A 12,772-nucleotide genomic window follows, 5' to 3' on the forward strand; every position below is an offset into this window, starting at 1 on the left:
ATGAATATACCAAACCGGCTCAAAAAGGCAATTGAAAGTCTTTTTTTGAGTAAAGTGAACAAAGAAGATACCGACCTGATCAACCGTTGGTATAAAGAAATACCCGAGGAACCTTTGGAAGTGGATGCTGAAAGGGGAGAAATCAAACATCGTTTATTTGATAAAATATGCGCGAGAAAAGAGCAAAAGCGTCAAATACCTTTCGCACGCTACGCTGTGGCTGCTTCGGTTGTTCTGGCTTTTTCATTAGGGTATTGGTTGTTTAATTCGGATCGAAATACAGTCACTGAACAGCAAGGTCCTTTACTATCGGCGACCATAGCGTATAAAAATGCAGGTACGCTAAAAATGGAGGAAAATACATTGCGGCCTGTTCGTGGAAAAGACGAAATCCAATCAATACAGGTTGAAAATGCGCAACAATATGCTGTTGAACTGGAAGATGGAACGGAAATTTGGCTTAATGCGGGGTCGACGATAGAGAAGCTTGTGTTTGATGGCACGATCAGGAAGATTAAGCTAACGGGAGAGGCTTTTTTCCATGTCGCAAAAGATAGTTCGCGTCCCTTTGTGATTGAGACGCCACAGCAGACAGTAACGGTGCTTGGTACACAATTTAACCTGAAATCTTATCCAAATCAGAAAGAAGTGTTGTCTTTAGTTGAGGGAAAAGTGCGTACGCAGATTGGTGACCAAAATAGAGAGCTACTTCCAGGTGAGGCTATCGAGGTGGAACGCGGCGGTATTACACTACAACCGCTATTGGAAAATAATATGCTGTGGAAAGAACAGGTATTTGCCTTTGAAGAAGAAACGCTTCCTGAAATTTTAATAAAAGTATCGCGTTGGTACAATGTAAATATAGATGGTTCTAATTTTAAAGGTTTAGATCATCGTTTTACAGGTAAAATTCACGCAAAAGCAACGATCCAAGAAGTGCTTGCAATGTTGAGCTTAGTTGCTGGTCGGAAAATCACCTTCGCGGATAACTTGATTCATGTAGAACCCCAGAAATAATATATTTTTTAAACTATAATTAACCAGAGCAATGAGTAACCAAACCGTGAAGGTCTTTGTTTCACTCGTTTTGTTGGTCTACACGTCGCTGCCGATTAAGGCACAGGCTGCAGGGAACCAACGGATTGAGTTCAAAGCCCAGAACAAATCGTTAAAAACAATTTTAAATGAATTAGAAAAACAGTCAGGCTATTATTTTCTTTATGATAATGAGGTGCTTACCAAGAATCCTCGTGTCAATATTGATTTTGATAATTTGGCATTTCGAGATGCATTGGCTTCATTGTCGAAAAAAGTAAAGGTAGACTATAAAATTACCGATAAGACCGTTACTTTGATTGAAAAGCCAGGATCTTCTGCAATTATCCAAGATGAATTGCTCATCAAAGGTATCATCAAAATTAAGGATAGGGACAATGAGGTACCCTATACGGCCAGTGGTGTTTCTATCGTGGTCAAAGGTACCAGTAGAGGGGTAACGACGAATTTTAGGGGAGAGTTCGACTTGAAGGCTCCAAAGAATTCTACACTCGTTATTTCATTTTTAGGGTATGAGAAACGTGAGGTAAAGTTGGAGGATAAATCTCCTTTCGATATTAATCTTATACTAAACCAAATCGAAGGAGAGCTGGGAGAAGTAGTTGTAATGGCGTATGGTACGAAAGAAACACGAGAAAATCAGATTGGGAGCGCTTTTACGATTACAGCTAAAGATATTGAAAAGAGACCTGCTTTGCGTATCGATGCTTTATTGGAAGGGGTGGTGCCCGGAGTACAGTTTTCGTCTCAGGACGATAATAACGGTTCGGCTCGTCCACGTTATTCCACGCGTGTGCGGGGGGAATCTTCAAGCCCTTATGGCGTAATGTCAAATGAGCCCTTATGGGTAATCGATGGGGTGCCTCTCAATACAGGGGGAACGACCAATAGTATATCGGGCGTTGAAACAACAATAAGCCCATTGACTTACCTAAATACTGAGGATATTGAATCGCTAACTGTACTAAAAGATGCGAATGCCACAGCTATTTATGGAGCAAGTGGATCAAATGGTGTAATCTTGATTACAACAAAAAAGGGTAAAGGAGCGCCAAATGTAAATTATTCGTTTAGAACAACGTTTAATCGTATAGCAGAACATAATCGCTTTCATGTTCTTAATGGAAATCAATATCGGGAGATAGCAGCTGAGATGGGGCTTTCTCAAGATATAGCGGCTTACGAAGATGTTTCTACAGACTGGCTAGATGTTTTTTATAGAAATGGCCGGATAAATATTCATAATTTATCTGTATCAGGGTCTAACGAAAACACAAACTATTATATATCGGGAAGTGTCTATGATGAGAAATTAATGAGCTTAGGTAATGGAACTAAGAGGTATTCCTTAAGATCACAAGTTGGCACAGATATAAGTTCGCGTCTTTCGCTAAATTTTGTTTTTGGGGGATCTTACAATGCCAATGATATGTTTTCCTTTGGAGATACCTATTATAGCAACTTACCCGTTATCTCCCCTTATGATCGCAATGGTGACTATGCGCTTTATGATTATGCAGGTACAATTTTATATCCTTCTATTGCTGAGGCCTACCAAAATGATAATGACCAAACGGGTTTACAGTCTTTTGCACAAATGCAGGCAAACTTTAGAATTTTAGATGGATTGGAGTTTGTATCTAGAAACGGAATTGATTTTTCTGCACTAAATGAAAAACGCTATTCTTCAATGTTAAATCTGACAGGGAAAGATGATAATGGGTACTTGTACAAAAATCAAGCAAGAATGCATAACTGGGTTTCTACAAATACGTTAAATTATAATCGATCATTATTTGATGGGCAGTTTTCTGCAATGCTCGGTATGGAGGCTAATAGAAGTTACAATACTTTTGTCGGTGCGAGCGCATATAATTTTCCGAACGATAATGTACGGGAGATCAATATGGCACCATCAGATAACCGAAGAAGTTCGGGCTCAGCAGATGAAAATTCATCCTTATCGTATCTGGGACGTATAGGGTATCTTTGGAAGAATCGATACAATGTAAATGTAAATTACAGAAGAGATGGAGATTCTGACTTCGGTAGTGATGTGAAATGGGCAACATTTTATGCGATAGGTGGGGCATGGACAATATCTAATGAAGCTTTTTGGAAAAGCGAGGCCATCAATTTTTTTAAATTAAAGGCTACCTATGGAACAACTGGAAATGGTCGGTTTAATAGTAATTACGCGAAAGGTGTTTATAGATTTGAAGACACTCAATCTTATGGGAATAATATTGGTGCGACAATGTATAGGGGCAGGAATAACAGTGTGAAATGGGAGACAACTTATAAATTTAATACGGGGATCGATTTCGGGATCTTGGATCGGGTAACCGTTGGGATTGAATATTATAAGGATGTTACACATGATTTGATTAATGATTCGCCTGTCTCACTAACATCTGGACAAAAGACCGTCTATCAAAATATCGGTAAATTACAAAATCAAGGTGTAGAACTGACTGTAAATTCTCAGAATATAAATTCCAAAGATTTAAAATGGAATACATCATTTAATTTGTCGCTAAATAGAAATAAGGTTTTAGAATTGGCAAATAATGAAAGTATTTCTTCAACGACCACTATCATGGAGGTTGGAGCAGATTCTAGATCATACTATTTAGTAAGATGGGCTGGTGTCGACCCGAGTACAGGAGATCCTATGTGGTATGACGTGAATGGTAATATAACAAAGGTCTACGATGCAAACAATCGCGTTAATATTGGCAGTCCTAATCCGGATTTTTATGGAGGAATGACCAACATATTATCTTATAAGAACTTCAATCTTTCTTTCTTGTTAACCTACACCCAGGGAGGTTTAAGTTTCTCTGCGTTACGTCGTGAGGCTGAACATGATGGTTTAAATCTTTTGAGTTCTAATCTTTCAACTAATATTCTTGATCATTGGATGTATCCAGGTGATCTAGCCGTTAATCCGAGATTGACCTCTACATCTAATGGATCCAATAGAAATTCAACGCGTTATCTTCAAGAAAAAACGAATGTTCAATTGAAAAATGTCAGTTTGGAATACAATCTTTCAAGTGATTTTCTCCAAAGACTGCATATCAAAAAAGCATCTGTATATGTTCAAGGAGACAATTTAGGCATGTGGACCCCGTATAAGACCTCAAAAAAGAGGAATCTAAGTAATGGGGGGACCGAAACGATTAAGATTAATAACTATGCAAATTCATTTGCAGGTGTGCCTTATCAGACTTCATTATCGTTAGGGTTGAATATAAGGTTTTAACTGAAAAATAAAATGAAAAAAAGAATATACATATATATAATAACAGTGGCGCTTTCTTTTGCAAGTTGTAGTACTTCATTTTTAGAAATAGATCCTATCGGTAGTTTGACAGGAGATAAAATTTTCAAAGATGTTGATGGTTATAGTGCGGCGATGACTGGAGCATATAGTTTATTTGCTAAATATCATTTGGGCAATTATGGTTTGTATGGCGAGCTACGGGCAGATAATGTCGTTTTAAACCAAACGCTTGGAGGGACACTCGTAGCTGAATATAATTACGAGAGTACTGCTGATAATCAAACAGGAGCGGTGACGACTATTTGGAGTGACATTTACGAAACTCTTAACAATGTAAATAATGTTATTGAAGCGAGAGAAAGCTTACTTGAACAATTTTCGACACAGCGTGAACTTATCAATACGTTATATGGGGAGGCTTTAGTACTTCGTGCGATTTGCCATTTTGATTTGGCTAATATTTATAGTCAGCATTATACCTATACCGCAGATGGAAGTCATCTTGGGATTGTTGTATTGCAAAAAACACCTTTTCCAGGAACGAGTGTCTCAAGGGCAACAATAAAAGACACTTATCAACAAATTATAGTGGATTTAACAGAAGCTAAAGATATTCTTAACACAACCTCCGCACAATCTAAAATTTATGCGTCAGCGGATGCTGCAGATGCGCTTTTATCTCGTGTGTATTTGTATATGGAACAGTGGGATAATGTCATTGAAAAGGCTTTGCCACTGGTTAACATTAATAAGTATGCATTGGTATCTTCAAGTGAATATTTTGATATGTTTGTGAACCCAGATCAACGGACAAACTTTAGCAGCATAAGTAGTGAAGTCATTTGGCAATTGAATTTGTCATCAAACTCGTCAACTTATTTGACGTATAGACTTTCAGATGGAAATAACTACGTGCTGAATCCTTCTGTAGATTTTATGGCATTGTTTGAGGCAGAAGATGCTAGAAGATCTCTATTTGGAGAAATTTCCCGGTTGCCAGGACAATATATCACATTAAAGTATGGTAGGACTGCAGCAACAGCATCAGAAATGTGGCCTGTAAACTTTAAAATGATTCGTTCAGCGGAGCTTTATCTTAACCTTGCTGAGGCATATTTTCATAAAGCACAATACGATCTAGCTGTACAAAATTTGAAAATTGTACGCGCGCGTGCCTATGGAAGCTCACCTGCAGAATTGGAAATTGTTTACAGTACACCTGCAGAACTGCTTCAACAAATTAAATTGGAGCGAAGAAAGGAATTGGCGTTCGAAAATCAGCGTGTTTTTGATATTATGCGTTACAAAGAAAACCTAGTACGTACAGGTGTCGACTGTGCGTCTGTCACTTGTAACTTAACTTATCCAAATGAGAAGTTTGTGCTTCCTATTCCTCAACTGGAAATAGATGCTAATCCGACGATTCAACCTAATCCAGGAGTCAACAACTAGATGAAACTATAATGAAAAAAAATAAAATAATATACTGTTTGTTGCTGGCACTATTGCTTGTTGCTTGCAATAAAGATGAGATGACAGCATACGACAATCCTTTCTTCTATACCCATGTCCAAAATGCGAGTGAAGTCCGCGTTGCAGCGAATAGAAATGAAACGGTTGACTACAAAATTTACTTCAGTGGTAAACGTCAATTTGAAGCAATTACTGTTGATTATCAGGTTGTAGCAGGTGATGGGTTGATAGAGGGGGTTGACTATGAAGTGGTCAGCACAGCGCGGTCGTTGACTTTTAATCCCGGAGTTATAGAAATGCCGATCGCTATCCGTTGGTTACCTCATGCTATTGATGAGGCAAAAGATAATAGTCTGACCATTCAAATTACGGGCAATAGCAAAAATTATACGGTGGGTTTACCGGGGCCGGATGCACTACAGTCGGCTTTGAAGTTTATTAAATTCTAATTGCATGCTGAAAAAGATAATATATCTGTTTTTCTTTTTACTGGGGGCAAAAGGAACGATGTTGTCGGCTCAACCGCTGATACAGGATCCTCTTTTGTTAAAAGGGAAATTAAAGAATGGATTCACTTATTATATCTATCCGGCACAAAAGGAGGCTAAACAAAGTGCTATACAATTGTTCGTGCGTGCGGGTTCCTTGCAGGAAAATGAAAGACAATTGGGGTTGGCTCACTTCGTGGAGCATATGGCTTTCAATGGGAGTAAAAATTATCCGAAAAACGAAGTGATTACTTATCTGGAATCACTGGGAGTAAAGTTCGGCGCTGATCTGAATGCATATACCAGCTATGATCAAACGGTGTATCGAATTGACGTGACGACTGAAAATGCGGCACAGCTGGAGAAAGCGATTGATATTGTTGCAGACTGGGCGTTTGAATTGTCTTTTGACAGTTTGGAAATCGAGCGAGAGCGTGGGGTTATCATTGAAGAATGGCGTACGAAGCAAGGAGCTTCTGCTCGTTTAAGCGAACAGTATCTGCCAATGATTTTCTACAATTCCAAATATGCGCTGCGTAAACCAATCGGTACATTGGATATTTTGAACCATTTTCAACATGCGACCATTAAACAGTTCTATCGGGATTGGTATAGACCAGAATTGTTGGCGATTGCTGTGGTATCTAATCAGGATATCAAACAGACTGAGCGGTATATCAAACAGCAATTTGGCAAAGCAAAAAATCCAAAGAAGGCACCGAAGCATGAGTTGTATAGTTTACCTATGCATAAGGACACCCTGTTTTCTATTGCTACCGATCGGGAAGAAGCGAATGTTGATTTTTCCTATATCACGAAGTTACCAGCGATTACACATATCGCTGACGAGCAAACTGTAGCAAAACAATTGCTACGTAGTTTTTTCAATGGTTTGACCAAAGCGCGTTTTGACCGTTTACGGCAAATGAATACGGCCTATAAATCAGGTTCTATGTCGGTGTCAAATCTTATGGGCAATATCGGTATATCGGTTGGAGGTGCATCGCTGTATGAGGATGATATCCAAAAAGGGATACAAAAATATCTATATGAACAGCAACGCATAAGGACGTATGGTTTTACGAAGACTGAGATCGAAGATTACAGGCAGGGCTATCTTGCGCAACTGGAACGATCGGCTCAGCTGAAAACGGATGGAACTGCAGTGACTGTTCTCGCGGCAATGAAAGATGATTTCTATGAGGGGAATACCATGACAACAAAAACGGATAGAAATCAGTTGTTGTTGAAGTTGCAGGCTTCCATAGATTCTGCTTCGTTGATGAAGTATATTGCTGATCTCAAAATTCAGGGAAATACGGTGATCATGCTAACGGGGCCGGATCGGGTTAAATCATTCTTGCCGACAAAGGAGAGGATTCAAGATTGGTTTGATAGCATTGCACGATTGGAGATGCGGCCTTGGGTGGATGAAGAGATTGTGCCTACTGAACTATTAAAGGATAAACCTGTTGCAGGTAAAATACTGCGTAAAGAGTACATCAAGGAAGTCGATTTGCATAAATGGGTGCTTTCAAATCATACGACGGTGTATTTGAAGCAAAGTGATGGGCGCAAAGATCATATACAATTGACGGGTTTTAGACGCGGTGGAACAAATGCTTTGGATCCTAAGGAATATATCAATGCTACTTTTTCGCAACCTATCATAGCAGCGAGTGGGACGGGAGATTTTTCGAGACGAGCTTTATCTAAATATCTATTGGGGAACAGTGCCTCGGCGATGCTTGTCTTATCAAAATATAGGGAAGGGGTTGCTGCAAATGCAGATATGAAGGATGTGCATACGATGTTCGAATTACTTCATCTCAAATGGACGCGGCCTCGTATTGATCGTGATGTATTTGAATTGCAGAAGAAAAATGCCATTGACAATGTACGGAAGCGGGAACATACGATCAGTAGTAAATACAACCAACTTATTCTGGAGAAGATTGGTGCTGAGGAGGGGGATGCACAGATCGATGAGGAGCGGATTGTTGATGAGCTGCAGTATGATAGCATCGTGCCTGTCTTTAATAAGCGTTTTTCTTCAGCACGAGGTTTCGAATTTGTCGTCATTGGCGATTTTCAGCTTGATAGTATGGAAAACTTAATTGAACAGTACATTGGCGGCCTTCCTGCTGATGAAATACCCGTGAAAAATGAAACACTTAAAACACTTAGTTCTGGCGAGGATGGCGATATTCTTATGAAGGCGGGAGAAACAGATAAGGCTACAGTAAATATTATTTATCAGGACACGCAGGCTAAGCACGATTATCCAGATATCATCAAATATGAATTGCTGCAGGAGATTCTCAAGATTAAGTTAAGGGAAAATCTTCGGGAAAGAAATTCAGGGGTGTATGGCGTTTCTGTAAATGTGAGTTCGACTTCAATACCTTCCTCTCTACTCCGCTTACGTATAGGTTTTACTTGTGCGCCTGAGCGTCGGGAATTTTTGATGGAACAGGTGCAACAGGAGATTGATCTTCTTATTGCACAGCCAGATTACATGACAAAAGATCTAGAAAATTGTAAAAAGCAATTGCTTGTCAGCTACAATAAACAGAAGGAGAAAGAGACTTTTTGGAGTGCAGAATTGCGGAATCATCTCTATTACAATTTTGCGGACTGGTCATATTTCACAGACTATGCTCAGCTTTTGGAGAATCTGACGGTGGAAGATATTAGCCAAACAATAAAAAATATAGTAACAAAAGGAAAAAAGGTTCAGGCCGTGTTAACGCCTGAAGATAAAAAATAAAGGAAATATGAACGGTAAAAATTATTTTCGACTGGTTCTCTTACTGTGCATTGGCTTGTTTGCCGCGTGTAAGAAATATGAATTTGGTTACGAAGGGAAGGCGAGGTTTAGTAGCTTCGTGTTCGAGCCTAGTGCTAATCCTAATTTAACAGAAACGATAGCTGCTGTTATTGAAGGAGAGAATATCTATATACGCATTCCAAACGTGCTTAATGTTAATCAAGTCGTGCCTTCCTTTGAAGTAGAAGGGGAAAAGGGGATTGCTTATGTAAACAATGTTGTACAACAGAGTGGAGTTACGGCGGTCAATTTATCGGACACCGTACAATATCGTATTGCGACGGAAAATGATATGGGATTTATGAATGTCATCGGTGTGCGTAGTGCAGCTATTATTGCTTTTGGGTTTTATGCCGCAGACAACGAAGGGATATTATTTAAAGATTATCTCGGAAAGCTTAATGCGGCAGATATCGCTGTAGATTTACCTGTTGATGCTGATATTACGAAACTTGTCGCTCGTTTTACAACAACGGCGGGTGCAACAGTACGTGTAAATGGTGTTCAACAAACTTCGGCCTCGACGGAGAATGATTTTACGGAAGGTTTGGTATATGAAATTACGGATGAGGAGACTGTAGAGCCTGAAACATTTCATGTGCTCATTGGACGTCTGACCGCGCCGGAATGGATGCAAATGAATATCGGGTCGATTGCCAATTATTCGGTAACGGAGGCGAGAATGACCATTGATCCTACGACAGACTATCCCGTTATTATTTTTAGTAGGGGGTCATCTGATGGTGATGGTACGCGTAAAGCGGTTGTTTCTGCTTTTGACGGAACCGCGTGGAATTATTTGGGAGATGCCAATGGTATATCTGGCGATCGTGTAGACGCATCGGCAATTGCTGTTGACGATGATGGAGTGGTTTATGCTGCTTATAAAGATTATTTTACATCTGGTGATCTTGTACAATATGCTTCTGTACAACGTTATGTCAATGGAGCCTGGTCTTATGTAGGTCCTGCACAGAGTTCTACACATCGTGTTAATTACCTACATCTAGAAACTACTGCCAATAAAATGCCAGTGATTGGTTATACTGCTGCACGTGCGGAAGCTGGGGCTGTCAATCGTTCGAGTCAAACTATGTTTTATAGTAACGATACTTGGACTTTACGTTCTATTGATGGAATTGCTACCAATTATTTTTCGCGCATTAAAAAGGGACGTGATAATAAGTTGTATTATGTGGGGATGGACATGACGCCGGGAACAGCGTTGCGTAGGCCAACAGTATATCGATTTAATGATACTACGTTAAACTGGGAGCTTGTGGGCACAGCTTTGATTTCGCCTAGTGCTTCAATTTACGGTGCAATCTATGCTGATGTAGAGGCCTCAGAAACGGGAGAAGTGTATGTGGTATTCCAATCGCAGGCCAATACAGATAAGAAGTCCTATGTGATGAAGTACAGTGGCGGCAGTTGGCGTCAAATTGGTGCAGAGATTAGTCATACAGCCAATTCAAGTGCCCAACGGGATAACATTGCGTTAGCGTTGCATCCGAATGGTACGTTGTATTTTGCACATAGTGATGCGAATGGGTTGAAGGTAACTACTTTTGATGAAAATACACAAAATTGGACAGCTGCAAAATCATTGACAACTACGGTTGCTGATAAGCTGGATCTGCGTATCTCGAATACGGGAATTCCTTATATCACAACGGTCATCGATGGGAATGTCGCTGTGTTTAAATATGATATTCCATAACGTTTGTATTGAATAGTGTTTAAAAATAGGCAGTCTCGTAAAAGAGCTGCCTATTTTTTTTGAATTGATTTCACAAAAGCATAACATAGCGTTAACAAGTTACATCGACAGAACAAACTAACTTTGCGACTCTCATGGAGCATATTAAAGCGATAAAAGAAGATGATCATAAAGCTTTTCAACAGGTTTATGAAGAGTATCATGTGCAGATTTATGGTTTTATATTGCAGCGTACGAAATCAACGTACGTAGCAGAGGAGGTTACGCAGCTCACTTTTATCAAGTTTTGGAAGCAACGCGAGATATTGAGTGATCGCTTGGGGGTAAATGTACAGCTTTTCGGTATGGCTCGTCAGGTGATGATTGATGTACTCCGAAAAGAAGCTACACGTTTTAAGTATGAAGGTGATTCTGCAGAAACGCCTTTTACCGACAGTTTGATTGATGCTATCGAAAGCAAAGACCTCTTGCAACTGATGGAAAGGGATATCCAAAATATGCCGAAGATGCGTCGTTTGGTTTTTGAACTCAGTAGAAAACAAGGGTTATCGCACAAAGAAATTGCGCAATTATTTTCCATTACACCTAAGGCTGTCGAGCAACATATTGGCAAAGCACTGCTTCAGCTTAAACAGCATCTTTACTCCATTATGCTGTAATTTTTGCTCAACCTATCTGTCCTCAACAAAACTAAAAATTGATATTGGCTGTCACGCTGATCTCTTCTGTTTTTTTATAAAATCATACGCTGTATTAAATAATTGTTAAGGAGGTAGGGGTACTTCTTTGAGCGACGTAATATAAGTATGAAGTTCGGAAAAAAGAAGCAAGGAAAGCACGATAGTGATCAAGAAAATAAAAATCTGATTCGTCAGAAAATTTGGGAAGATCCTGCAATTATTGAAGAGTTGTTTAAAGATGAAGATTGGCATTCGTTCGATGGGGCAAATCGCAATGAGGTCCCATCAAAGCGGATCGAGCAACGTGTTGATGAGGAAATAAAGAAGGAGCAGGGAAGGGTACGTCGTTTGGATTTCCTATCGTATCGTACTAACAGAATCATCCAAGTGGGGATTGCTGCGGCATTGCTTTTATTCATAGCATTTAACATTTGGCAATGGAAAGAACCAGCGGATGAGCAGCCAAGTCTGGCTAGTATAGCAACAGATTCCCTATCATCTGTCCGAGAGAACTGGATTTCGGTTGCCAATAATTCTAATGTAATAGACACCGTTGTACTGCCTGATGGAACAACGGTACGGTTATTTGCCTTTAGTAGTATGCGTTATTTGTCCGATTTTTCTGCAGAGGCGCGCGATATATACTTGGACGGTAAGGCTTATTTCTCCGTAAAAAAAGATAGCGCTCGTCCTTTTAGTGTGTATGCAGGAGGAACAAAAACGACGGCTTTAGGTACCTCCTTCACGATTAATACCCGGGCCGAAAAACAACATACTTCTGTGGAGTTGCATACAGGTAAAGTACGGGTTGCTTCGACTGCAGATATACCCTTGTTCGAAAGTGTTTTTCTGGATCGACAGGGCGAAAATCTATTATTCAATGCGGATATGCGGATCGTGAAACACAATAAAGCTGTTGAATCAAAACCGTTTGTTGCGCAAAGAGAAAAACCAACCACTAATGGATCGGCTTTATTGCGTCTGGAAAATATCCCTTTGCCTGATGTCTTTAGGGCTTTGCAAGATGCTTATCATGTTTCTATCCGGGTTAAAGATTCGGAAATCGCTAAAATATTGTATACGGGTATAATTGATCCCGGACGGGAACAATTAACTGATGTGCTTACGGTAATTTGTCTGATTAACGACCTCCGTTATGTGGCAGAACAGGATGGCTCGTTCAGCATTTATCAACAACAAGAACCAAACGAAAAAGATAATCTATAAGTAAAACCA

At 39.7% G+C, this 12,772-nt stretch carries 8 protein-coding genes; all 8 read left to right on the forward strand.

What is annotated here, in order from left to right; all coding sequences use genetic code 11:
- The 8 genes from ACSZOX_RS12540 to ACSZOX_RS12575 all read left to right on the forward strand — a co-directional run bounded on the left by ACSZOX_RS12540 (position 1) and on the right by ACSZOX_RS12575 (position 12,763).
- Positions 1 to 1,017 (forward strand): FecR family protein, encoded by a 1,017-nt coding sequence (locus ACSZOX_RS12540; RefSeq protein ID WP_437920330.1) that lies wholly within the window; start codon positions 1 to 3, stop codon positions 1,015 to 1,017.
- 31 nt (positions 1,018 to 1,048) lie between these two features.
- The gene (locus ACSZOX_RS12545) at positions 1,049 to 4,324 is read left to right on the forward strand and encodes a SusC/RagA family TonB-linked outer membrane protein (protein ID WP_437920331.1); all 3,276 of its coding nucleotides are present in this window, start codon (positions 1,049 to 1,051) and stop codon (positions 4,322 to 4,324) included.
- Positions 4,325 to 4,336: 12 nt separating this feature from the next.
- Positions 4,337 to 5,797: a RagB/SusD family nutrient uptake outer membrane protein gene (locus ACSZOX_RS12550; RefSeq protein WP_437920332.1), complete on the forward strand. Its 1,461-nt coding sequence runs from the start codon at positions 4,337 to 4,339 to the stop codon at positions 5,795 to 5,797.
- An 11-nt stretch (positions 5,798 to 5,808) separates the two neighbouring features.
- Positions 5,809 to 6,267, forward strand: a complete 459-nt coding sequence (locus tag ACSZOX_RS12555; RefSeq protein WP_437920333.1) for a hypothetical protein — start codon at positions 5,809 to 5,811, stop codon at positions 6,265 to 6,267.
- 4 nt (positions 6,268 to 6,271) lie between these two features.
- On the forward strand, positions 6,272 to 9,076 hold the full coding sequence (locus ACSZOX_RS12560) for a M16 family metallopeptidase (protein ID WP_437920334.1): 2,805 nt from the start codon (positions 6,272 to 6,274) through the stop codon (positions 9,074 to 9,076).
- A 7-nt stretch (positions 9,077 to 9,083) separates the two neighbouring features.
- The gene (locus ACSZOX_RS12565) at positions 9,084 to 10,856 is read left to right on the forward strand and encodes a hypothetical protein (RefSeq protein ID WP_437920335.1); all 1,773 of its coding nucleotides are present in this window, start codon (positions 9,084 to 9,086) and stop codon (positions 10,854 to 10,856) included.
- A 134-nt stretch (positions 10,857 to 10,990) separates the two neighbouring features.
- The gene (locus ACSZOX_RS12570; RefSeq protein ID WP_437920336.1) at positions 10,991 to 11,515 is read left to right on the forward strand and encodes an RNA polymerase sigma factor; all 525 of its coding nucleotides are present in this window, start codon (positions 10,991 to 10,993) and stop codon (positions 11,513 to 11,515) included.
- Positions 11,516 to 11,662: 147 nt separating this feature from the next.
- Complete coding sequence (locus tag ACSZOX_RS12575; protein WP_437920337.1) at positions 11,663 to 12,763, forward strand: FecR family protein; 1,101 nt, start codon at positions 11,663 to 11,665, stop codon at positions 12,761 to 12,763.
- Positions 12,764 to 12,772: the final 9 nt, after the last annotated feature.

It is taken from the genome of Sphingobacterium sp. LRF_L2, from assembly GCF_965644235.1.
Taxonomy (GTDB): domain Bacteria; phylum Bacteroidota; class Bacteroidia; order Sphingobacteriales; family Sphingobacteriaceae; genus Sphingobacterium.

Bases quoted from the DNA above. Each gene is read 5' to 3' on its own strand.
- ACSZOX_RS12540 (WP_437920330.1), top strand. From the start codon at position 1: ATGAATATACCAAACCGGCTCAAAAAGGCAATTGAAAGTCTTTTTTTG.
- ACSZOX_RS12545 (WP_437920331.1), top strand. From the start codon at position 1,049: ATGAGTAACCAAACCGTGAAGGTCTTTGTTTCACTCGTTTTGTTGGTC.
- ACSZOX_RS12550 (WP_437920332.1), top strand. From the start codon at position 4,337: ATGAAAAAAAGAATATACATATATATAATAACAGTGGCGCTTTCTTTT.
- ACSZOX_RS12555 (WP_437920333.1), top strand. From the start codon at position 5,809: ATGAAAAAAAATAAAATAATATACTGTTTGTTGCTGGCACTATTGCTT.
- ACSZOX_RS12560 (WP_437920334.1), top strand. From the start codon at position 6,272: ATGCTGAAAAAGATAATATATCTGTTTTTCTTTTTACTGGGGGCAAAA.
- ACSZOX_RS12565 (WP_437920335.1), top strand. From the start codon at position 9,084: ATGAACGGTAAAAATTATTTTCGACTGGTTCTCTTACTGTGCATTGGC.
- ACSZOX_RS12570 (WP_437920336.1), top strand. From the start codon at position 10,991: ATGGAGCATATTAAAGCGATAAAAGAAGATGATCATAAAGCTTTTCAA.
- ACSZOX_RS12575 (WP_437920337.1), top strand. From the start codon at position 11,663: ATGAAGTTCGGAAAAAAGAAGCAAGGAAAGCACGATAGTGATCAAGAA.